Origin of the sequence: Streptomyces sp. NBC_01304, from assembly GCF_035975855.1 — a bacterium.
In the GTDB taxonomy this organism is placed as follows: domain Bacteria; phylum Actinomycetota; class Actinomycetes; order Streptomycetales; family Streptomycetaceae; genus Streptomyces.
The window spans coordinates 1,591,388-1,613,804 of record NZ_CP109055.1 but is presented as its reverse complement, the minus strand read 5'-3'; the positions used below and the strand labels follow the sequence as shown (position 1 = coordinate 1,613,804).

The 22,417-nt window shown below is 71.2% G+C and carries 18 protein-coding genes; 7 read left to right on the top strand and 11 right to left on the bottom strand.

Annotated features, from left to right (window positions below):
- Positions 1-78: 78 nt before the first annotated feature.
- Positions 79-1,317, top strand: coding sequence for a DUF6397 family protein (locus OG430_RS07120; RefSeq protein WP_327351565.1), 1,239 nt, complete (start codon positions 79-81; stop codon positions 1,315-1,317).
- A 28-nt stretch (positions 1,318-1,345) separates the two neighbouring features.
- Here the strand turns inward: OG430_RS07120 and OG430_RS07115 are convergent, their stop codons facing one another.
- From OG430_RS07115 to OG430_RS07105, 3 genes are read right to left on the bottom strand one after another with little or no spacing between them, the layout of a single operon-like run.
- Positions 1,346-1,846 (bottom strand): tetratricopeptide repeat protein, encoded by a 501-nt coding sequence (locus tag OG430_RS07115; protein ID WP_442816696.1) that lies wholly within the window; start codon positions 1,844-1,846, stop codon positions 1,346-1,348.
- An 8-nt stretch (positions 1,847-1,854) separates the two neighbouring features.
- The gene (locus tag OG430_RS07110; protein ID WP_327351563.1) at positions 1,855-2,778 is read right to left on the bottom strand and encodes an acyl-CoA thioesterase; all 924 of its coding nucleotides are present in this window, start codon (positions 2,776-2,778) and stop codon (positions 1,855-1,857) included.
- Between the two features lie 40 nt (positions 2,779-2,818).
- Positions 2,819-5,365: a DEAD/DEAH box helicase gene (locus OG430_RS07105; RefSeq protein ID WP_327358984.1), complete on the bottom strand. Its 2,547-nt coding sequence runs from the start codon at positions 5,363-5,365 to the stop codon at positions 2,819-2,821.
- Between the two features lie 112 nt (positions 5,366-5,477).
- On the opposite strand from OG430_RS07105, the gene OG430_RS07100 reads away from it, so the two are divergent.
- On the top strand, positions 5,478-6,269 hold the full coding sequence (locus OG430_RS07100; RefSeq protein WP_327351562.1) for a metal-dependent hydrolase: 792 nt from the start codon (positions 5,478-5,480) through the stop codon (positions 6,267-6,269).
- A gap of 26 nt (positions 6,270-6,295) precedes the next feature.
- On the opposite strand, the gene OG430_RS07095 is transcribed toward OG430_RS07100, so the two are convergent.
- Both OG430_RS07095 and OG430_RS07090 read right to left on the bottom strand, forming a co-directional pair.
- The gene (locus OG430_RS07095) at positions 6,296-8,035 is read right to left on the bottom strand and encodes a cation:proton antiporter (protein ID WP_327351561.1); all 1,740 of its coding nucleotides are present in this window, start codon (positions 8,033-8,035) and stop codon (positions 6,296-6,298) included.
- Positions 8,036-8,038: 3 nt separating this feature from the next.
- Positions 8,039-8,716 (bottom strand): CoA-transferase, encoded by a 678-nt coding sequence (locus tag OG430_RS07090; RefSeq protein ID WP_327351560.1) that lies wholly within the window; start codon positions 8,714-8,716, stop codon positions 8,039-8,041.
- Positions 8,717-8,843: 127 nt separating this feature from the next.
- On the opposite strand from OG430_RS07090, the gene OG430_RS07085 reads away from it, so the two are divergent.
- Entirely contained in the window at positions 8,844-9,383 is a 540-nt protein-coding gene (locus tag OG430_RS07085; RefSeq protein ID WP_327351559.1) for an HAD domain-containing protein, read from the top strand.
- Between the two features lie 13 nt (positions 9,384-9,396).
- Here OG430_RS07085 and OG430_RS07080 read toward each other — a convergent pair whose 3' ends face one another.
- Both OG430_RS07080 and OG430_RS07075 read right to left on the bottom strand, forming a co-directional pair.
- The gene (locus tag OG430_RS07080) at positions 9,397-11,190 is read right to left on the bottom strand and encodes an ABC transporter ATP-binding protein (RefSeq protein ID WP_327351558.1); all 1,794 of its coding nucleotides are present in this window, start codon (positions 11,188-11,190) and stop codon (positions 9,397-9,399) included.
- Positions 11,187-13,094, bottom strand: coding sequence for an ABC transporter ATP-binding protein (locus OG430_RS07075; RefSeq protein WP_327351557.1), 1,908 nt, complete (start codon positions 13,092-13,094; stop codon positions 11,187-11,189). The genes OG430_RS07080 and OG430_RS07075 overlap by 4 nt, the downstream gene beginning before the upstream one ends.
- A 209-nt stretch (positions 13,095-13,303) precedes the next feature.
- Here OG430_RS07075 and OG430_RS07070 point away from each other — a divergent pair, with 209 nt between their 5' ends.
- Both OG430_RS07070 and OG430_RS07065 read left to right on the top strand, forming a co-directional pair.
- Positions 13,304-14,050 carry a L,D-transpeptidase family protein gene (locus OG430_RS07070; RefSeq protein ID WP_327351556.1) on the top strand — a complete coding sequence of 249 codons (747 nt, stop codon included), beginning with the start codon at positions 13,304-13,306 and terminating at the stop codon, positions 14,048-14,050.
- A 73-nt stretch (positions 14,051-14,123) separates the two neighbouring features.
- Positions 14,124-15,734, top strand: a complete 1,611-nt coding sequence (locus OG430_RS07065) for a peptide-N4-asparagine amidase (protein WP_327351555.1) — start codon at positions 14,124-14,126, stop codon at positions 15,732-15,734.
- A 90-nt stretch (positions 15,735-15,824) separates the two neighbouring features.
- Here the strand turns inward: OG430_RS07065 and OG430_RS07060 are convergent, their stop codons facing one another.
- The 3 genes from OG430_RS07060 to OG430_RS07050 form a co-directional block, all read right to left on the bottom strand.
- Positions 15,825-17,291 carry a Gfo/Idh/MocA family protein gene (locus OG430_RS07060; RefSeq protein WP_327351554.1) on the bottom strand — a complete coding sequence of 489 codons (1,467 nt, stop codon included), beginning with the start codon at positions 17,289-17,291 and terminating at the stop codon, positions 15,825-15,827.
- A 189-nt stretch (positions 17,292-17,480) separates the two neighbouring features.
- Positions 17,481-18,191, bottom strand: coding sequence for a permease prefix domain 1-containing protein (locus OG430_RS07055; protein WP_327351553.1), 711 nt, complete (start codon positions 18,189-18,191; stop codon positions 17,481-17,483).
- Positions 18,188-18,541, bottom strand: a complete 354-nt coding sequence (locus tag OG430_RS07050) for a PadR family transcriptional regulator (RefSeq protein WP_327351552.1) — start codon at positions 18,539-18,541, stop codon at positions 18,188-18,190. Before OG430_RS07050 ends, OG430_RS07055 begins: the two co-directional genes overlap by 4 nt.
- A gap of 116 nt (positions 18,542-18,657) precedes the next feature.
- Between OG430_RS07050 and OG430_RS07045 the strand changes: the two genes are divergently transcribed.
- Positions 18,658-19,203, top strand: a complete 546-nt coding sequence (locus OG430_RS07045; RefSeq protein ID WP_327351551.1) for a hypothetical protein — start codon at positions 18,658-18,660, stop codon at positions 19,201-19,203.
- Positions 19,204-19,205: 2 nt separating this feature from the next.
- Entirely contained in the window at positions 19,206-19,499 is a 294-nt protein-coding gene (locus tag OG430_RS07040) for a DUF3817 domain-containing protein (RefSeq protein ID WP_442816441.1), read from the top strand.
- Here OG430_RS07040 and OG430_RS07035 read toward each other — a convergent pair.
- A complete protein-coding gene (locus OG430_RS07035; protein WP_327351550.1) occupies positions 19,445-22,384 on the bottom strand; it encodes an FAD-binding and (Fe-S)-binding domain-containing protein in 2,940 nt (979 codons plus the stop codon). The genes OG430_RS07040 and OG430_RS07035 overlap by 55 nt on opposite strands.
- Positions 22,385-22,417 lie beyond the last annotated feature (33 nt).

Sequence of the window (22,417 nt, the reverse complement as noted above, 5' to 3'; positions counted from 1 at the left end):
TCCACAGGCTCGGCGGGATTTCGCGAATCGGGCTACGGTCTTCACCGAGAGTAATCGCATCTCACGGGGGAGACCGTCATGGCTGCAAGTGCAGGCACCCACACGCCAGTTGAGTCGTACGCCACCGGGCGCGCGGCCAGAGAACTGGAACTCAAGCGCGGCGAGTTCGAACTGGCCGTACAACTCGGCTGCGTCCGTACCGTCGCAGGCGAGGAGAGCGGACGGCGCCGCGTCACCAGGACCGAACTCGACCGGCTGCGTGCGGCGGACGGCTTTCCCGGCACCCTGCGCGAGCGGGTCCGCATGGTCGGCACGGCGCAGGGCGCCGAGCTCCTCGGCGTGAGCACGGGGCGCTTCACCCGGCTGGCCCGGGCCGGTCTGCTGGTGCCGGTGAAGTGGTATCTGAATCGCTACAGGGCTGTGGTCTGGCTCTATCTCGCCGACGACGTGGGGCAGTTCGCCGATGCCAACGCCGCGCTGCTCACCGGACAGGCCCCGGAGACGATGCGCAGCCGGCTCGCGGCGGGGGAGGACCTGCGGGCCAGGAATTGGCGGGCGCGGCGCTGCGGGTTCCTGCTGAAGACGGCCGGGGACTCGTGGGAGCGGGCGGCCGTCGCGGCCTCGATGCTCGACACGATCCAGGTCGCCGAGCTCGTGCCGGATCCCTATGAACGCGCCGAGTTGCGCCGACTGCAGCCAGATCCGTTCGGCACGCCCAGCAGGCCCGATTCAGCCGCCGCTCAGGCCACCGCGAGGATCTTGTACGCGGACGCTCCGGACGAGATCCGCTGGCTGCGGGCGGTGCTCGGCCTGGAACTCGACGCGGCACGCCAGGAACGGGCCGCGCCTCGGCCCATGGGGGACCGCACGGTCCGGGTGGCCGCCTCCGGCACGGCCGTCGTGACGGACGGCGTGCCCGGGACGCACGACGAGGCGGGCGGCCGAGTGGCCGCGCTGTGCCCGGATGGCGGGGCCGATCCAGCGCCGCGGCCCCGCCCGGCTGACCGGGGCGGGCGAGTGGCAGGGCCGGCTTCGGTCGAGGGGGTCGATCGTGTGGCCGGGCAGTGCTCCGGCGGCGGGGGTGAGGACCGTGCGGTCGGGCGTCGCCCGGCCGCCGAGGTCGGCCCCGTGACGGAGCCACGCCTGCCCGCCGCGGCCGACTCCATGGACCGCCCCCGCCCTCTCCGGGCGCCGGACGGCCAGGTGGCCAAGGCCGCGAGGAGCGCCAACACCCCTGCGCCGCGCTCCCTGTTGCGGCGCTTCCGGCGCAGGCCCCGCCCCGCTCTGGACCGGTGTGTCCGCCGTGCGGTGACGTAACCGCTGAGGCCGGTGGCGTACTGGAGTGCTACTGCGTCGCGTCGAGGTCCGCGGCGTAGTGCTCGATCGCCGCGCGGTATCCGGCGATGCCCGGATCGCTGCTGGTGGCCGCGAGCAGCTTCAGCAGCAGCTCCATCGCGTCGTGCGTGCGGCCGGAGTTGTACAGGGACATCGCGAGGAACGTCCGAAGAGCTCCGTCGTCCGGGAATTCGGCGACGGCCGCGGTGAGGGTCTCGACGGCCTGCGGGTACTGCCCGAGCACCCGGTAGGTCGAGCCGAGCCCGAGCAGCGCCCCGGCGCGGTCCTCGTCGGACAGGCCGGGAACGCCGACGGCCCGCCGGTAGTACGGCACCGCCTCGGCCTCCAGGCCGAGCGTGTCGTGCACCCAGGCGGCTTGGTAGGCGACGTCGGGGTCGTCGGGGAACTCCTCGCCGAGCGCGACGAGCAGCACCCGGGCCTCCTCGCGGCGCCCGGCCTCCCGCAGCCGCACGGCCTCGGCCAGCCGGCCGCTCCGGTCGTCCGTGGTCAAGTCCGTGCTCAAGGAGTGCCGCCCTTGTCCCGCGCGTCGTACGGACGGAACAAGCCCTCCTGCACGCACGAGACGAGGAGCCGCCCTTCGCGGTCATAGATGCGGCCCCGGGCCAGGCCCCGGCCGCCCGTCGCGATCGGGGACTCCTGGTCGTAGAGGAACCATTCGTCGGCACGGAAGGGACGGTGGAACCACATCGCGTGGTCGAGCGAGGCCATGTCGAAGCCGCGCGGGCCCCACAGGGGCTCGACCGGGATGCGTACGGCGTCGAGGAGCGTCATGTCGCTGGCGTACGTCAGCGCGCAGGTGTGGATCAGCTGGTCGTCACCGAGGTTGCCGACGGCGCGCATCCATACGGCGCTGCGCGGCTCGGCGGCCTTGACCTCGTCGGAGCTCCAGCGCAGCCGGTCGACATAGCGGATGTCGAACGGCTGACGGCGGGCCATGCGCTCCAACTGCTCGGGCAGCGCGCCCAGATGCTCACGGATCTCGTCGGTGACTTTCGGCAGCGACTCGGGGTCCGGCGCGGTCAGCCGCGGCGGCAGTTGGTGCTCGATGCTCCCCTCTTCCGGCTGATGAAAGGAGGCGGTCAGATTGAAGATCGTGCGGCCCTGCTGCACCGCGGTGACCCGGCGGGTGGTGAAGGAGCGCCCGTCCCGCACCCGTTCGACCTGGTACACGATCGGCACCCCGGGGTGGCCCGGGCGCAGGAAGTACGCGTGCAGCGAGTGCACCGGCCGGTCCCCGTCGGTGGTGCGGCCCGCGGCGATGAGCGCCTGGCCGGCGACCTGTCCGCCGAAGACGCGCTGCAGGGACTCCTGCGGGCTGCGGCCACGGAAGATGTTGACCTCGATCTGCTCCAGGTCGAGCAGATCGACGAGCCTTTCGGCGGGATTCGGCGCGGCGGAGGTGGCCTCGGCGGAATCAGTCATCGTGTGTTCTCCGGTTCAGGGTGCGAAGCGGCGGGAGCGTTCAGAGCTGGCCGACATCCGTGACGCGGACGACCGCGCGGCCCTCCTCGTCGGAGGCCGCGAGATCCACCTCCGCGCTGATGCCCCAGTCATGGTCGCCGTTCGGGTCGGCGAAGGTCTGCCGGACGCGCCACAGACCGTGCGCCGCGTCCTCCTCGATGGCGAGCAGCTTGGGACCGCGGGCGTCCGGGCCGGTGCCCAGGTCCTCGTACTCGTCCCAGTACTTGTCCATCGCCTCGCCCCACGCGTCGGCGTCCCAGCCGGACTCGGCGTCCATCTCGGCCAGCGCGTCGACGTTGTCCAGCGCGGCCAGTTCGACCCGGCGGAACAGGGCGTTGCGGACCAGGACCCTGAAGGCGCGCGCGTTCGCGGTCACCGGCTTGACCTCGTCGGCCTTCTCCTGGGCCTGCTCGGCGGTCTCGACCTCCGGATTGGCGAGCTGCTCCCACTCGTCGAGGAGGCTGGAGTCGACCTGGCGGACCATCTCGCCGAGCCAGGCGATGAGGTCTTCGAGGTCCTCGGACTTCAGGTCGTCCGGGATGGTGTGCTCAAGAGCCTTGTAGGCACTGGCGAGGTAGCGCAGGACGATGCCCTCGGTGCGGGCCAGCTCGTACCAGGACGTGAACTCGGTGAAGGTCAGCGCCCGTTCGTACATGTCGCGGATGACGGACTTGGGGGAGACCGGGTGGTCGGCGACCCAGGGGTGCGACTTCTTGTAGACGTTGTAGGCGTGCCAGAGCAGCTCTTCCAGCGGCTTCGGGTACGAGATGTCCTGGAGGCGCTCCATGCGCTCCTCGTACTCGACGCCGTCCGCCTTCATCTGGCCGACCGCCTCACCGCGCGCCTTGTTCTGCATGGCGGCGAGGATCTGGCGCGGGTCGTCGAGGGTCGACTCGACGACGGAGACCATGTCGAGTGCGTACGACGGCGACTCCGGCTCAAGGAGGTCGAAGGCGGCCAGCGCGAACGTCGACAGGGGCTGGTTGAGGGCGAAGTCCTGCTGGAGGTCGACGGTGAGCCGGATGCTGCGGCCCTCGGCGTCGGGGGTGTCCAGCTGCTCCACGACGCCGCCGTCGAGCAGCGAGCGGTAGATGGCGATGGCCCGGCGGATGTGCCGCAGCTGCGCCTTGCGCGGCTCGTGGTTGTCCTCCAGGAGGTGGCGCATCGCCTTGAAGGCGTCGCCGGGTCGGGCGATCACCGAGAGCAGCATGATGTTGGTGACCCGGAAGCGGGAGGTCAGCGGCTCCGGGTCGGCGCCGATGAGCTTTTCGAAGGTGGTGTCCGACCACGCGACAAAGCCTTCCGGGGCCTTCTTGCGGACCACCTTGCGGCGCTTCTTCGGGTCGTCGCCCGCCTTGCTCAGTGCCTTCTCGTTCTCGATGACGTGCTCGGGCGCCTGGGCGACGACAAGGCCGGAGGTGTCGAAGCCGGCCCGCCCCGCACGGCCGGCGATCTGGTGGAACTCCCGGGCGCGCAGGGTGCGTACACGCGTGCCGTCGTACTTGGTGAGCGCGGTGAACAGCACCGTACGGATGGGGACGTTGACGCCCACGCCGAGGGTGTCGGTGCCGCAGATGACCTTCAGCAGACCGGCCTGGGCGAGTTTCTCCACCAGACGCCGGTACTTGGGCAGCATGCCGGCGTGGTGCACGCCGATGCCGTGCCGTACGTAACGCGAGAGGTTCTGGCCGAACTTGGTGGTGAACCGGAAGCTGCCGATCAGGTCGGCGATCTGGTCCTTCTCCTCGCGCGTACACATGTTGATGCTCATCAGCGACTGCGCCCGCTCGACGGCCTGCGCCTGCGTGAAGTGCACGATGTACACCGGCGCTTGCTTGGTCTCCAGCAGTTCGGTGATGGTCTCGGTGATCGGGGTGAGCCGGTACTCGTAGGAGAGCGGCACCGGCCGGGTCGCCGAGCGGACCACCGAGGTCGGGCGGCCGGTGCGGCGGGTCAGGTCCTTCTCGAACATCGCGACGTCGCCGAGCGTCGCCGACATCAGGATGAACTGCGCCTGTGGCAGCTCCAGGAGCGGGATCTGCCAGGCCCAGCCGCGGTCCGGCTCCGCGTAGAAGTGGAACTCGTCCATCACGACCTGGCCGATGTCGGCGTGCTTGCCGTCGCGCAGCGCGATGGAGGCGAGCACCTCGGCGGTGCAGCAGATGACGGGCGCGTCCGAGTTGACGGACGCGTCGCCGGTCAGCATGCCGACGTTCTCGGTGCCGAAGAGCTTGCACAGGTCGAAGAACTTCTCCGACACCAGCGCCTTGATCGGCGCCGTGTAGAAGGTGACCTTGTCCTGGGCCAGCGCCGCGAAGTGCGCACCAGCCGCGACCAGCGACTTGCCCGAGCCGGTCGGCGTGGACAAGATCACATTCGCCCCGGAGACCACCTCGATCAGCGCCTCCTCCTGAGCCGGGTAGAGGGTGATCCCCTGGTCCTCGGCCCACGACGAGAAGGCGTCGAAGAGGGCATCGGGGTCGGCATCCGGCGGCAGCTGATCGATAAGGGTCACCCCCCCATCTTGCCTCTCCCGGGTACGGATCAGGGAACCGGCGGTTCACACGAAGATCATGAGCGCTACGCTGTGCCGTCGATCGGCACTCCACCAGGCCGTCAACTGGGCTTGGGCGTAACGGGAAATGGGGCGGGGAACGGCCATGATGGGTCCTGCACACTCACTGTCGGGAGCAGCGGCCTGGCTGGGGGTGGGCGCGGCGGCGGCCGCCGCCGGTCACAAGATGCCCTGGCCCGTCCTCGTCGTCGGCGCCCTGATCTGCGCGGGCGCGGCCCTCGCCCCCGACCTGGACCACAAGTCGGCGACCATCTCCCGCGCCTTCGGCCCGCTCTCGCGCGGCCTGTGCGAGATCGTCGACAAGCTCTCGTACGCCGTCTACAAGGCGACCCGCTCGACCCGCGACCCGCGCCGTTCCGGCGGCCACCGCACCCTCACCCACACCTGGGTGTGGGCCGTCCTGATCGGCGCCGGCGCCTCGGTCGCGGCGATCACCGGGGGCCGCTGGGCGGTCCTGGCGATCCTCTTCGTCCATCTGGTGCTCGCCGTGGAAGGCCTGCTGTGGCGGGCGGCCCGGATGTCCAGCGACGTCCTGGTGTGGCTGCTCGGCGCGACCAGCGCCTGGATCCTCGCGGGAGTCCTGGACAAGCCGGGCAACGGTGCGAGCTGGCTGTTCGACGCCCCGGGCCAGGAGTATCTGTGGCTCGGCCTGCCGATCGTCCTCGGCGCCCTGGTCCACGACATCGGCGACGCGCTGACCGTCTCCGGCTGCCCGGTCCTCTGGCCCATCCCGATCGCGGGCAAGCGCTGGTACCCGCTGGGCCCGCCGAAGATGATGCGGTTCCGGGCCGGCAGCTGGATCGAGCTGAAGGTCCTCATGCCGGTGTTCATGCTGCTCGGGGGAGTGGGCGGGGCGGCCGCCATGAACTTCATCTGACGCGGGCGGCGCCCCGGCACGCGCGATCACCGGCCGGCGTCGCTCAGCTGCTGCATCCGGGCCTCCTCCACGTCGAGCATCTTCTGGGCGTTGCCGAGCGCGCGGGAGCTGTAGGTGCCGAGCGAGCGGAGCGCGAGAAGACGGCGGCGTTCGGCGTCCAGGACGGCGAGCCGCAGGGTGAGGTACTGCTCGCGCTGGTCCGCCTTGGCCGCCAGGTCCGGCGTGGCCTCTTCGTCCTCGGCGGGCGTGGGCCGGGCGCGCATCAGGCTGGTGTCCCGCACCCGGTTCAGCACCTCGGGGTCCACGGGATGCCCGTCCGGGCTGGTCAGGTCGGGGTCGTCGAGTACGTCGGAGGCGGCGGCGGACAGCTCCCCGAGCAGGTCGACGTACTCCTGGCGCAGCCGGTCCTCGTCGTCGCCCGGCACCTTCACCGTGCGGATCACCCACGGCAGGCTCAGGCCCTGCAGCAGCAGGGTCGTCACCGCGACGACGTACGCGATCAGGATGAGCTGCGGCCGGTCGGGCACGTCCTCCGGCAGGCTCTGCGCGGCGGCCAGGGTGATCGCCCCGCGCATCCCCGACCAGGCGAGGACGACCCCGCCGCGCCAGCCCAGCGCCTCATTGAGCTGGAACTGCACATCGGCGCTGACCCGGGTCACCCGCGTCTTCATGTGCTCGAACCGCTTGGTGCCGAACCGTTCGTCATCCGCGGGGGCGGCATCGATGCGGGCCTGGATCTGCTCCAGCTTCGGGACGGACTGGGCGGCCTTCTTCCGGTCGTTGCGCAGCGCCTCGACCAGCGGCCAGCAGAAGACCATCCGCACCACGATCACCAGTGCCGACGCCACGAGACCGATGGTCAGTGCCCGCCAGGCGCCGAGCCCGTCGTCGTGGACCTCGTCGATGAGCCGCTTCAGGCCGAGCCCCATCAGCAGGAAGATCGCGCTCTCCAGGAGGAACGCGAGGGTCCGCCAGTTCGTCGCCTCGGCGATGCGGTCCTGTGCCCGCAGATAGCGCGGGCTCTGATGCCCGGTGACCAGGCCCGCCACGACCACCGCGAGGACCCCGGAGGCCTCGAACTCCTCGGCCGGCACGAACGCGATGAAGGGGATGACGAAGGAGATCGCCGTGTTGAGGACGGTGTCGTCGAGCAGCGCCCGGATGCGTACGTTGACGTACCCGACGACGAGGCCGACGGCGATCGCGATCACCACGGCGTACAGGAAGTCCCCGGCGATGCCCCACACGGACACCGACCCCGCGATCGCCGCGATCGCCGACCGCAGGAGCACCAGGGCCGACGCGTCGTTGACCAGGCCCTCGCCCTCCAGGACGGTCACCAGGCGCGAGGGAAGGCCGAGCTTCTTGCCGACGGAGGTGGCGGCGACCGCGTCGGTGGGGCTGATGACCGCGCCGAGCGCGAAGGCGGTGGGCCAGCCCAGGTCGGGCAGCAGCCAGTGGAACAGCCAGCCGGCCCCGAGCGTCGTCACGGCGACGAGCACCACCGCGAGCCCGCTGATCGCCTTGAAGTTGCGGCGGAAGTCGTGGGCGGGCATGTTCACCGCCGTCGAGTAGAGCAGGGGCGGCAGCACCCCGGCGAGGATCCACTCGGGCTCGGCCATCGGATGCGGCATGCCGGGGATGAAGCTGAGGGCGATGCCCACCACGACGAGGCTCAGCGGCGCGGCGAGTCCGAGCCGGTCCGAGAAGGCGGCGACGGCGACGATGCTGATGACGCCGACGACCGCGATGAGGGTCAGTTCCATGGCTCAGCCCCCGTGGTGGTGCTGGTGAGTGGGACGGGGCGCGAGCAGGCAGGTGACATGGGTGCCGCTCAGATGTGTCTCGTGCGGTTCGAGGCGGTCGACGAGCTGACCGACCTCGGCGAGGGTGCTCGCGCAGGCCTTCGCCGCGAGCACGGCGAACTCGCGGCCCTCGTCGGCGAAGGCGAGATTGCCGCGCCGGTCGCCACGTTCCGCGCGCAGGAGGGCGAGATCGCCGGTGAGGGCCGGGACGGGGCCGTATTCGTCACCGCCGAAATAGACGGCGTGGCTCTCGTCCGCGGCGGGTTCGGCATACGTGCCCACCTGGGCGTAGAAGGTCGCGGCGCCCGCACCGCCCGCCTGCAGCCGCTCCTCCAGGAGGCGCAGCGGCACGAACTGGGCGGACGCGGAGCCGAGTTGAGGCAGCTCCTGCCCCGCCTCCTCCGTCGAGTGGACCAGCCGCGCGACGCCGCCCCCGCCGAGCAGAAGCCCCAGGCCCACGCCCGCCCGGTCGGGCCGTGCGCAGACCACCGCCAGCTCCCGGGGCCCGGCCTCGGCCAGGGCAACGAGCAGCGCATCGGGATGGGTGCCGTCCACAGCGTCCCCCAGGACGAGCACGCTGCCCGCCTTGACGGCGGAGATCGCCTCGGCTGCCGAGGTTGTCACTTTGTCGGTGTTGTCCACATGGCGCATTGTCGTCCCGGACGACCACCGGGCCCGGTTGCCGCAGGCCGCGTCCGGGTGGCTTCGCGAGGATGGACCACACGACCGCGGCGCGGTGCCCGCCGCGGCGTCCGTCTATCGTGCTGCCATGACCGACGCCGCGCACCGTCCGGTGCTCTTCCTGGATGTGGACGGGCCGCTGATTCCGTTCGGGGCCACTTCCCGTCAACTGCCGGACGGATACCCGACGTACGCGACGGACGTCGACGCGGATGGGCATGCGGGCGACGACTCCGCAGCGAACCCACTGCTCGCCAGGATCAATCCGAAGCACGGCTCCCGGCTGGCCGCCCTGCCCTGCGACCTGGTGTGGGCCACGACCTGGATGGCCGACGCGAACGACTGCGTCGCGCCCAGGCTGGGCCTGCCGGCGTTGCCGGTCCTGGACTGGCCCGAGCCGACCCGGGCGGACGAGCGGGCCGGGCTCCACTGGAAGACCCGACCCCTCGTCCACCGGGCAGCGGGCCGCACCTTCGCCTGGGTCGACGACGAGATCAGCGACGCCGACCGGGCCTGGGTGGCCGAGCATCACCCGGGCCGTGCCCTGCTGCACCGCGTGGACCCGTGCTTCGGGCTCACGGACGCCGACTTCGCGGCGCTCGACGCCTGGCTGCACGCCAACCACTGAGGCGGCGCACGCCTCACCCGTGCCAAGACCTCCAGAGCGCCGCATACGCCCCGTCCGCCGCCACCAACTCGTCATGGCTGCCCAGCTCGGCGATCCGCCCCCGCTCCACCACCGCGATCACATCCGCGTCGTGCGCGGTGTGCAGGCGGTGGGCGATGGCCACCACGGTCCGTCCTTCGAGGACCCGCGCGAGCGAGCGCTCCAGGTGGCGGGCCGCCCGGGGGTCGAGGAGCGATGTCGCCTCGTCCAGGACCAGCGTGTGCGGGTCCGCGAGGACAAGGCGGGCCAGCGCGATCTGCTGCGCCTGCGCCGGAGTCAGCGCGAGCCCGCCCGAGCCGACCTCGGTGTCGAGCCCCTCGTCCAGGGCCCGCGCCCAGCCGTCCGCGTCCACCGCCCCGAGCGCCGCCCAGAGTTCGGCGTCCTCGGCGCCCGAGCGGGCGAGCAGCAGGTTGTCGCGCAGGGAGCCCACGAACACGTGATGCTCCTGGTTGACCAGCGCCACATGCTCACGCACCCGCTCCGGCGGCATCTGTGACAGTTCGGCCCGGCCGAGGCTGACCGACCCGGTGCGCGGTGCGTAGATCCCGGCGAGCAGCCGCCCGAGCGTCGACTTGCCCGCGCCGGAAGGCCCGACCAGCGCGACCCGGCTGCCCGGCGCCACCTTGAGCGACACCTCGCGCAGCACGTCCACACCCGGCCGGTACCCGAAGTTCACCTTGTCGGCGTCGACCTGGCGCCCCTCGGGCGCGAGCGAGGCGTCGCCCTCGCCCGGCTCGATCTCCCGCACACCGACCAGGCGGCCCAACGAGACCTGGGCGACCTGGAGTTCGTCGTACCAGCGCAGAATGAGACCGACCGGGTCGACCATCATCTGCGCGAGCAAGGCACCCGTGGTCAGCTGCCCGACCCCGATCCAGCCCTGCAGCACGAAGACGCCGCCGACCATCAGGACCGAGCCGAGCACGGTCACATGCGTGAAGTTGATGACCGGGAAGAGCACGGACCGCAGCCACAGCGTGTAGCGTTCCCACGCCGTCCACTCCTTTACCCGCTGGTCGGACAGCGCGATGCGCCGCTCGCCGAGCCGGTGGGCCTCCACCGTCCGCCCCGCGTCCACCGTCTCGGTGAGCGCGGCGGCCACGGCCGCGTACCCGGCGGCCTCCGAACGGTACGCGGACGGCGCCCGCTTGAAGTACCAGCGGCAGCCGACCACAAGCAGCGGCACCGCGAGCAGCACCGCGGGCGCCAGCGGCGGCGCGGTCACCACGAGCCCGCCGAGGAGCAGCGCGATCCACACCACGCCGATCGTCAGCTGCGGCACGGCCTCCCGCATGGCGTTCGCCAGACGGTCGATGTCGGTCGTGATCCGGGAGAGCAGGTCACCGGTGCCGGCCCGTTCCAGGACGCCCGGGGGCAGCCCCACCGACCGGATCAGGAAGTCCTCGCGCAGGTCGGCCAGCATCCGCTCGCCGAGCATCGCGCCACGCAGCCGTACCAGTCGCACGAACAGGGCCTGCACCACGAGCGCACCCGCGAACACCGCGACCGTACGCGTCAGATGGAGATCCGCCGCGGCACCCTCGGATGCCGTCGACGCCTTCTCGATGAGCGACCCGAGCAACCAGGGGCCGACCATCGAAGCGATGACCGCGACCGCGTTCACGGCGACGAGCAGCGCGAACGCCTTGCGGTGGCGGCGCAGCAGTTCGCGCACATAGGCGCGCACGGTCGCGGGCCCGCCCACCGGCAGGGTGGTGGCGGTACGAGGGGCCGCCGGATCGTACTCCGGCGGCGCCAGGCCGATCATGCCGTCTCCTCGATGTCGTAGGCGGAGCCGAACTCGCCCACGAAGGAGCCCTGTTCAGCCTTGGTCTGTTGTGGTGCGTGCTCCACGTGCTCTGCGTGTTCTGCCTGCTCCTCGTCCGTCTCGCGGGTGACCACGGCCCGGTAGCGCGGGTCGGTGTGCACCAACTCCCGGTGCACGCCCACCGCGACGACCTCGCCCTCGGTCACGAGGACGACGCGTTCGGCCCGGTCGAGCAGCAGCGGCGAGGACGTGAGGACGACGGTCGTACGTCCCTTCCGCAGCGCCCGCAGCCCCTCGGCGATCCGCGCCTCCGTGTGCGAGTCGACGGCGGACGTGGGCTCGTCGAGCACCAGGACCTCGGGGTCGGTGACCAACGACCGTGCCAGGGCGAGCCGTTGGCGCTGACCGCCGGAGAGCGACCGGCCCCGCTCCGTGATCGGCGCCGCCATCGGATCGTCGTCCACGGACGCCTGCGCCAGCGCCTCGAGCACATCCGCGCACTCGGCGGCGGACAGCGCGTCCTCGGCCGTCACCTGCCCCGAAGCGGGCACGTCGAGAAGCTCCGTCAGGGTCCCGGAGAGCAGCACCGGGTCCTTGTCCTGCACGAGCACCGCGCCGCGCGCGGCGTCCAGCGGCACTTCGTCGAGGGCAACGCCCCCGAGCAGAACGGACGCCGTCCGCTCCTCCAGCGCCGCATGCCCGCCGAGCCGCTCCGCGAGCCGCCCCGCCTCGTCCGGGTCGCCGCACACCACGGCGGTCAGCCGCCCGCTCGGCGCGAGCAGCCCGGTCGCCGGGTCGTACAGATCGCCGGACAGACCCCCTGCCGGTACCTGTGCGAGACCCTTTTCCGGTACGTCGACGGAGTCGGCCCCGACGTCCGCACCGCGCTCGTCCCCGTCCGCGTACGAGACCCGCTCCAGCGAAAGGACCCGAGCCGCGCGCCGTGCCGACGGGCGGGAGAAGGAGTACGCCATGGCGATCTCCTCGAAGTGGCGCAGCGGATACGTCAGGAGCATCACCGCGCTGTAGACCGTGACCAGTTCACCGACCTCGATGCGGCCGTCCCGCACGAGCCCCAGTCCGTAGCCGACCACCGCGATGAGCATCAGGCCGGGCAGCAGGATCTGGACGGCGCTGATGAGCGACCACATCCTGGCGTTGCGCACGGCCGCCTTGCGGACCTCCTGGGAGGCGCTCCGGTAGCGGCTGAGGAACAGCTCCTCGCCGCCGATGCCGCGCAGCACCCGCAACCCGGCCACCGTGTCGGACGCCAACTCGGTTGCCTTGCCCGCCTTTTCGCGCTGCACGTCGGCGAGCTTGGTGGCGCGCGGCAGCAGCGGCAGCACGCCGAGCGCCACGACGGGCACGCCCACCGCGACGACCAGGCCGAGCTCCGGCGCGTACACGAGGAGGCTCACACAGACCACGACGACGGTGACGGCCGCCGCCGTGAACCGGGAGAGCGCCTCTACGAACCATCCAATTTTCTCTACGTCACCTGTTGATACGGCCACCACTTCACCAGCGGCGACGCGGCGGGTGAGGGCGGCCCCCAGCTGGGCCGTCTTGCGGGCGAGCAGCTGCTGCACCCGGGCCGCCGAGGTGATCCAGTTGGTGACGGCCGTACGGTGCAGCATGACCTCGCCGCAGGCGATGGCCACACCGGTCACGGCAAGCAGTCCACCGGCGAGCGCGAGCCGCACCCCGGAGCGGTCCACCACGGCCTGCACCGCGAGGCCGACGCCGTACGGCAGGGCCATCACGGAGGTGAAGTGCAGCAGACCCCACGCCAGTGACTTCAGCTGACCGGCCAGCTGGTTCCGCCCGAGCCACAGCAGGAATCGGGGACCCGAGCGTGCGTCGGGCACACCCGGATCCGGATACGGAAGGTGACTGATCTGCATGACATCCCAAAGGCAGGGGGTGGACGACGGGGCCGCGCGTCGGGGCCCGGAACGTGGGGGAAACGGAAAGCGGAAGCCGTGCAAGGCTGACGCTCCGACGAGGCCCGAAGCAAACGATTTTCCGGCCGCGGGCAAAGAACGGGCCTTCTTCCGCCGTACCCGCAGGGGGCGCCGCGGCCGTCCCGGGGCGGGGTGCGACGATGGCACGTATGCGCATATGGGGACGGGCACACACGGCACGTACGGCACTCGCGGCGGCGGCATGCCTGACGCTGCTCACCTCCTGCGGGAGCTCCGCCGACGGCAGCTCGTCCAGCGGCCCGGGCTCCGACAACAAGAAGGCCGCCGGGAACGCCGCGCCGCCCACCACCGACCTCAAGCGCATCCCCGAGGTGGGTGACCGTCTGCAGCGGCAGATCCCGGATAACGCCCGCCAGGTCGTCGCCGTCCAGGGCGCGGGCAAGGACTCCGCGGACGCCACCGTGGCCCTCTACACCAAGGACGGCGCCACCTGGGACCGCACCCGCAGCTGGCCCGCCCACAACGGCAAGAAGGGCTGGACCACCGACCACCGCGAGGGCGACAAGCGCAGCCCCGTGGGCGTCTTCACGCTGTCCGACGCGGGCGGCGTCCTCGCCGACCCCGGCGCGAAGCTGCCGTACACCCAGTCCTCGGCCTTCCAGGCGTCCCGTTCCTGGCCCAAGTCCCACTGGCACGACTTCGACCTGGTCGTCGCCATCGACTACAACCGCGCCAAGGGCACCTCGCCCAACGACCCCACCCGCCCCCAGGGCCAGTCCAAGGGCGGCTACATCTGGCTGCACATGGACCACGGCAGCGGCACCTCGGGCTGTGTGAGCGTGTCCAAGCAGGCGATGACGTACCTCCTGCGCACCCTCGACCCGAAGCAGCACCCGGTGATCGTGATGGGCGACAAGGCGAATCTCGGCGCCTGAGCGGCGCTCACCGGCGCTCACCCGGGCTTCGCCCTCTGGCGCACGCCCCCGTCTCACGCTTCACTCCTGTCCCATGAGACGACGAAGGACCCTCCCGTCCCTGTGCGCGGGATTCGCCCTGGCCGCAGGCACGTTGCTCGGCCCGGCCGCCGCCGCACAGGCGGCCGACGAAGTGCCGGCGGAGTTCGGCACGGACTGGCACGACCCGCTCACCGCCGCACCCCCGATACCGAAGCCGGACGCCAAGTCCTGCCAAGTGACCGTCGCCGAGGCCCAGTTCAAGGACTTCACGCCTTATCAGGGCGCGTACGCACCGCCGAAGGGCTGCGGCGACAACTGGAGCAAGGTCGTCCTGCGCCTCGAAGGCAAGGTCAAGGGGCGGCAGTACGACCGCCTCGGCTATCTGCACATCGGCGGGGTCGAAGTCTTGCGTACGTCGACGCCGCAGCCCTCGCCGGACGGCATCGCCTGGCAGGTCGAGAAGGACGTCACGCGCTACGCCGACACCCTGCGCTCCGACCAGCGGGTCGAGATGCTGATCGGCAACGTCGTCAACGACACCTACACCGGCATCATCGACGTCAAGGCGACGCTGACCTTCTACGCCGCCGAAGGCCGAGCCAAGCCCGCGAAGACTCCCGATCGCGTACTGACCCTCGACGACGGCAAGTTGACCACCCCGCGCAACAGCGAGCGCATCGTCGCCGAGGTCTACGCCACCGGCTCGGGCGGCGGCTGCGAGGAGTACTGGTACCTGTCCGTGCCGGACCCCGCACCCTACTCGTGCAAGACCCCGGACGGCCCCTACCGGGAGGTGCAGATCAGCGTCGACGGGAAGCTCGCGGGGATCGCCGCGCCGTTCCCGACGGTGTGGACCGGCGGCTGGTCCAACCCCTTTCTCTGGTACGTGATCCCCGGCCCGCGCGCCTTCGACATCAAGCCGATCACCTACGACCTCACCCCCTTCGCGGGCCTCCTGAACGACGGTCGCGCGCACCGCGTCGACGTCTCCGTCGTCGGCGTCCCTGAGGGTCAGACCGGCTGGAGCACCCCGGTCAATGTGCTGGTCTGGCAGGACCACGGCGCCGAGCAGGTCACCGGCAGACTGACCGGGCACAAGGTCGGCGAAACTGCCAACTCGTCCAAGCACACGCCCGGTTCGGAACACCGCGTCGTCACCGAGGGCGGCCACCGGCTCACCACCGCCGGCTACCTCGACACCTCGCACGGCCGGGTCACCACCACCGTCACGCGTGAGCTCACCGCCACCTCCGTGCACCGCTGGACCGAGGGCGAGGCGATGGACGCACTGGACGGCACCTGGACCGACCACGAGACGGTCGTCCGGGACGGGCGCGGTCCCGCCACGACGACCCGCACCCAACGTACGTACACCATGGACGGCACCACGACGCTCGGCGCGGGCGACCGGCTGCGCACCGCCATCGACCTCGGCGACCGCGAGAAGACGGTCACGCATCAAGGCGGGCGACGCCTCAACTGGGCGTACCTGGACGACAGTTACTCCGGCGACGCCACCTACACCGCGAACGTGCCCCGCGACCAGCGGCACGCCGTCGGCACTTCCCGCGAGCGCTACCGGCTGACGGGCGACACGGGCTGTTACGACCGCACCCTCGCCACCGAGCAGGGAATCCTGACGGAGAACCGGCTGCGCTGCTGACCGCGTGGTTCCCAGCCACTTGGGGCCGGACCGCATGGGGCCGGACCACACATGCACCTGTGTGGTCCGGCCCCAAGTGGCGTCACCCCACTAGGCCTTGGGCTTCTCCGAGTCCATCCCCGGCCGTGTCTTCTTCCACAGCCCGCGCGTGAAGTCCGGAATCGGCTGCGGCGCACCGTTCGCCTTGATCGACAGATGGCTCAGCGGCACCGGCGCCGTCCAGGTCACCGCGTCGTACACGTCGAAGTCCGGCACCAGGCCGAGCTGCATGCACTGCATCAGCCGGAACACCAGCATGTAGTCCATGCCGCCGTGTCCGCCGGGCGGGTTGGCGTGCTCCTTCCACAGCCAGTGGTCCCAGTCGGCGTACCCGCCGAAGTCGTGCCAGGCGTCGTCGCTGTGGTCCGGCTCCAGGTAGATGCGCGCCGGGTAGTCCTCGAACACGCCCTTGGTGCCGCCGAGGTTGTTGATCCGGCTGTAGGGGTGCGGCGTCGACACATCGTGCTCGAGCCGGATGACGCGGCCCTTCGCCGTCTGGACCAGACTGATCGTCCGGTCGCTCTCGATGTAGGTCTCCTTCCAACTCGGGTCACCGGGCGGCATGTTGGCCTTGCGGTACGCGGCGAGGCCGAGCGCCGGGGTGCCGTAGCTGGATATGTGGGTGACGCGGTCGCCGCGGTTGATGTCCATGTAGTTGGAGACCGGCCCGAACCCGTGGTTGGGGTACAGGTCACCGCGCAGCCGGGTGTGCCACAGGCGCCGCCACGGACCTTCGTAGTAGTCGGGGTCGAACATCAGGCCGCGCAGATCGTGGTTGTACGCGCCCGCGCCGTGCAGCAAATCGCCGAAGAGCCCGGCGTGCGCCATGCGCAGGACCCGCATCTCGTTCTTGCCGTAGCAGCAGTTCTCCAGCTGCATGCAGTGTCTGCGGGTGCGCTCGGACAGATCGACCAGCTCCCACAGCTGGTCCAGCTGCAGCGCGATCGGACACTCCACGCCGACGTGCTTCCCGTTCAGCATCGCCGTCTTGGCCATCTCGAAGTGCCAGTCCCAGGGCGTGGCGACGTACACGAAGTCGATGTCGGTGCGCTTGCACAGGTTCTCGAAGTCGTGCTCGCCCTTGGTGTACGTCGCCGGGGCGGGCTGGCCCGCGTCCGTGACCTTCTTGGCGGCCGCGGCCGTCTTGTCCTTGACCGGGTCGCAGAGGGCCACGACCTTGACCTGCGGCTGGGCGAGAAAGAGGTCGATCATGCTGCCGCCGCGATTGCCTAGGCCGACGATCCCGACCCGCACCGTGCTGCGCTTCTCGAACGGTACGCCGATCATGGTCTCGCCCTGCCGGGCCGGCGCCTGAGCGGCCTGAGCGGCCGTGGCCGCGCTCTGCTCGGGCGCCGCGCTCGCCGTACCGCTGCCGAGGGCGCCGATGCCGAGCCCGGCGGCACCGGCGATCGAGGCGGTGCGGAGCACCGACCTACGGGAAGGGTCGGATGACGTGGAGGTTTCGGGGGTGGTCGCGGCGGACTCGTCGGGCAGTGGGGTGGCGTTCTCGTCGTGCATCGGACCTCCGTCTATGGGGGCGGTTGAGCAACGGCGGAAGCCACCCTGACGGTGCGATCAGCGGTACGCAAGAGGCCGAAGTGGCCAGAGAGTTGGACTTTCCCGCACCGCGCGATCAAGCGGCACTGCGTGCCCAAAGGTCGGGTGTCTCGCCGAGCCGGAGTGCCGCCTGCGTGACCGGTGGTCGCGTCAGCCGCGCACCCCGGCGAGGGCGGGCCGCGCGAGGGGCAGCCCGGCGCAGCGACGGCAGGCGCGGGCCGAACCGGCCACCGAGGCGTGCGAGGCGGCCGCGAGTGCGCCGGCCAGGGCGAGCAGCGGCCAACTCGTGGCGAGCGCGGCGGCGGTGGCGAGCGCGAGCGTCGTGACCGCCATGGAGACACTGGCCGTGGTGCCCGCCCAGCCGACCACCAGCGGCAGCCGGTCGGGCGTGGGAAGCCGGCGGGCGAGGGTACCGGTGGCGGCCAGCGTCGCCGCGGCGAGCAGCGCGGCGACGGTCGCGACGCCGGCGAGATGCACGGCCAACAGCTGAGCGGTGCGCGGCAGTTGCCACGCCTGGCCGTGCTCGACCGTCCAGGACAGATACCAGCAGGCGATCAGGAAGGGCGCGGTCAGCACGACGGCCCGTGCGGTGTGCCGGGCCTGCGCGACGGTCAGTTCGCCCTGGCAGCTGGGCACGAGCTCCTCGACCGTGCCGAACTCCCGCACCGCGAGGTGCGCGGCCTGCTCGTGGGGCAGCCCGTCGTCGGTGTACGCCGCCGCCGTGTCCGTGAGGCCGTCGCGAATCTCGTCGATCATCCTGGCCTTGGCCCGGGCCGGTCCGTGCAGGGCGGCATCGAGGGCCGCCACATGGTCCGCGATCGGGTCGGTGTGTGAGCCGCTGGTCGGGCCGGCGTCGCTCATGTGGCAAGCCCTGCCGAGGTGTTGGGCGGCGCTGCGGGGTTCAGGACCGAGCCGATCGCGGCGGTGAACTCGCTCCACGCCGTCCGCTCGCCGGCCAGGGTGCGCTGACCGGCCTCGGTCAGCGCGTAGCACCGCCGGCGCCGTTCGCCGGTCGACTCCCAGCTGCTGCTCAGCAGTCCGAGCCGCTCGAGTCGCTGCAGGGCCGGGTAGATCGTGCCCGTACGCAGTTCGAGCGCGCCCCCGCTGCGCTCCTGTACCGCGGCGATGATCGCGTACCCGTGCAGCGGACCCGGCTCCAGTACGGCAAGCAGCAGTCCATCCAGGTGCCCTCGCACCGCATCCGGCTTCATGGGTCGGCAGCCTACCCAAATCCGCCGCGATATGTAGGCCGCCTACCCAAAAATCATGTAGGCAGTGTATGTATTGGCAGCCAACATATTTGTGCTCGGACCCGGAGGTCCCCGCAGTGACCAAGCTGTTGTTGTCCGTACATGTCCTCGTCGCGATCCTGGCGGTCGGATCGATCACCGTGGCCGCCTCGATGTTCCCGCGCTATGCGCTCCAGGCAGTCGGCATCGAAGGGGAAGGGGAGGGGGAGGCGGAAGGCCAGGGGGAGGCAGGAGGTCAGGGGCCGGACGGCCGCGCCGCCGGGATCGCCGCACTGCTGCACCGGGTCTGCCGCGGTTACGCGCTCGCCGGTCTCGCCGTGCCGGTGTTCGGCATCGCCACCGGCGCCCAACTCGGCGTCCTCACCGACGCCTGGCTGATCGCCTCGCTCGCCCTGACCACGATCGCCGCGGCCCTGCTGGCCCTGGCCATCCTGCCCGGCCAGCAGCGCCTGCTCGCCCTGGCGGAGAGCTCGTCCGGGAGCTTGTCCGAGGACGCGCCGCCCCGGGAGACGGCGCGTCCCACCGCGTCCCGCCTGACGATGCTCACCGGCATCTTCAACGTGCTCTGGGCGGCCGTGGTCGTCCTGATGATCGTCCGCCCCGGCTCCACCACGGGTGCCTGACCATGGTGCGCACGCTGCGGATCGCAGCCCACGTGGAGGCAGTGTCGCTGCTGGCCCTCCTTGCCAACCTGCTCACCGCACACGTACAGGCGATCTCCTCGCTCTGCGGCCCGCTGCACGGCAGCGCCTACCTCGTCGTCATCGCGACCACTTGGATGATTCCTGCGGGCGCCTCGTCGGGAGCCCGATGGCGAGCCCTCATCCCCGGAGCCGGCGGACTGCTGGCCCTGCGGCGGATCACTCAACTCCGCGACGCGGGCCGCGTCGCCCGCTCGAGTTCGATCAGCACGGAGTAGTAACTGCGCCCCGTCGCATGGTCCATGCCGACCTCGCACATCCGGTTGGCCGACAGATGGGCGTCGTAGTGCCGCGAGGTGACCTCGGCGGCCTCGCGGGCCGTGGCCGATTCGGTGAGCTCCTTGTGCAGCATGCCCCGGTCGCCGGCGAAGCCGCAGCAGGCCTCGTCGTCGGGGGTGACCACCTCTTCGGCGCAGGCCTCGGCGACCGCGCGCAGCTGCGGGCCGTCGCCGAGGTGGCGCATGGAGCAGGTGGTGTGCACGACGGCCGAGCCGACCTTGCGCAGGACGGTCAGCTGCGGCAGCAGCTCCTCGGCGGCCCACACCAGGGAGTCCACGATGGCGAGTTCGGCGTGCAACTCGCGGTTGGCGTCGGTCAGATACGGCACGATCTCGTCCGCGATGCCGAGCGTGCACGAGGAGGCGTCCACCACGAGCGGCAGCCGCCCGCCCGCCGTCCAGCCCCAGGCCGCCTCGACGATGCGGTTGGCCATGACCTTGTTGCCGTCCCAGTACCCCTTGGAGTGCCAGATGGTGGCGCAGCAGGTGCCGGCCACGTCACCGGGGATCCACACCGGCTTTCCCGCCCGCGCCGACACCGCGACGACGGCCTGCGCGAGCGAGGGCCCGCCCTTCGCCTCGGGCCCGCCGAAGATGCGGTTGACGCACGCCGGGTAGTACACGGCGCTCGCTCCGACCCGTGAGGTGGTGGGCAGCCTGCGGGCGGCCGCGCCCGGGATCTGGGGCAGCCACTCGGGGACCAGGTCGGGGCGTACTGCCTTGCGGGCGGTACGCGTCACGGCCGTGAGCAACCGGTCGCTGATCTTGTCGGCGGCGGCCACCGCGAGCCGGGCCGAGACCTCCACCGCCTTGAAGTTCTTCGCCGCGAGGGCCGCGATCCGCTCCTCGCGCGGCGTGTGCCGGGCGTGCCGGAAGTCCTTCATCATCATGCCGGTGTCGATGCCGACGGGGCAGGCCAGCTTGCAGGTCGAGTCGCCTGCGCAGGTGTCCACGGCGTCATATCCGTACGCCTCGAGCAGCTTGTCCTCGACGGGGGAGTCCGCGGCCTGCCGCATCACCTCGCGGCGCAGCACGATCCGCTGACGTGGCGAGGTGGTCAAGTCGTGGCTGGGGCAGGTCGGTTCGCAGAAGCCGCACTCGATGCACGGGTCGGCGATCGCCTCGACCTTCGGGATGGTCTTCAGGCCGCGCAGATGCGCCTTGGGGTCGCGGTCCAGGACGATTCGCGGGGCGAGCACCCCGTCGGGGTCGATGACCTGCTTCGTGCGCCACATCAACTCGGTCGCCTTCGGGCCCCACTCCAGCTCCAGGAACGGCGCGATGTTGCGGCCCGTGGCGTGCTCGGCCTTGAGCGAGCCGTCGAAGCGCTCGACGGTGAGGCGGCAGAAGTCGTCCATGAACGCGGCATAGCGCCCGACGTCCGCCTCCTTGCTCGCGTCGAAGGCGAGCAGGAAGTGCAGATTGCCGTGCGCGGCATGCCCCGCGACGGCCGCGTCGAACCCGTGCCGGGTCTGCAGCTCCAGCAACTGGGAGCAGGCGTCGGCCAGTTGTGAGGGCGGCACCGCGAAGTCCTCGGTGATCAGCGTCGTGCCGGCGGGCCGCGACCCGCCCACCGCCGTCACGAATGCCTTACGTGCCTTCCAGTACCCGCCGATCGTCTTGGCGTCCCGGGTGAACTCATTGGTCACCGACACGACCGGCTTGACCAGTTCGAGCCCTTCGAGGGCGCGGGCCGCGGCCCCCTCGTACGCCGCCTGCCCCGCCTCGTCCGGCGCCCGGAACTCCACGAGCAGTGCCGTCGTCCCTTTCGGCAGCTCCGCCCAGTCGGCGGGCACGCCTTGGACGCTGACCGAGGCGCGCAGGGTGTTGCCGTCCATCAGCTCGACGGCGATCGCGCCGGCCTCGTTGAACAGCGGCACCGCGGCAGCCGCCGCCGGCAGCGAGGGGAAGAACAACAGCGCCGAGGACACCTGCCGGTCGAGCGGCAGTGTGTCGAAGACGACCTCGGAGATGAAGCCGAAGGTGCCCTCCGAGCCGACCATCAGGCCGCGCAGGATCTCCGCCGGGGTCGAGCCGTCGAGATAGGCGTCGAGGCGATAGCCGTTGGTGTTCTTGATCTCGTACTTGGCGCGGATCCGGGCGACGAGATCCGGGTCCGCCTCGATCTCCCGCTTGATGGCCAACAGGCCCTCGCAGAGCGCCGGTTCGGCGTGCGCGAGCTGTTCGTCGGCAGCGTCCTCGCCGGTGTCGACGACCGTGCCCGACGGCAGGACGAAGGTGAGCGAGGCGAGTGTCCGGTAGGAGTTGCGGGTCGTGCCCGCCGTCATCCCGGAGGCGTTGTTGGCGACGACCCCGCCGAGCGTGCAGGCGATCGCGCTCGCCGGGTCGGGGCCGAGCACCCGGCCGTACCGGGACAGCGTCGCATTGGCCCGCACCACCGTGGTGCCGGGGCCGATGCGGGCCTGCGCGCCGTCGCCGAGCACCTCGACGCCCGCCCAGTGCTTGCGCACGTCGACCAGGATGTCCTCGCCCTGTGCCTGCCCGTTCAGGCTGGTGCCGGCCGCGCGGAAGACGACTTCGCGGCCCTTCCCGTGCGCGTACGACAGGATCGCCGAGACGTCGTCGATGTCCTCGGCAACCACGACGACCTGCGGCAGGAAGCGGTAGGGGCTGGCGTCGGAGGCGTACCGCACCAGGTCCGAGACCTTGCTGAGCACCTTCTCCTCGCCGAGCAGTGCGATCAGCTCGCCGCGCAGCGGCTCCGGAGTCCCCTGCGCCTGCCGGTCCTGCACCCGGTCGGGTGACGGGGCGGCCCGGCCCGGTTCGGGGCGCAGGCGGTCGGGGTTCGGCTCCAGCAGGGGCATGGCGGACTCCTCCGGCGTCGTCTTCCGCTACCG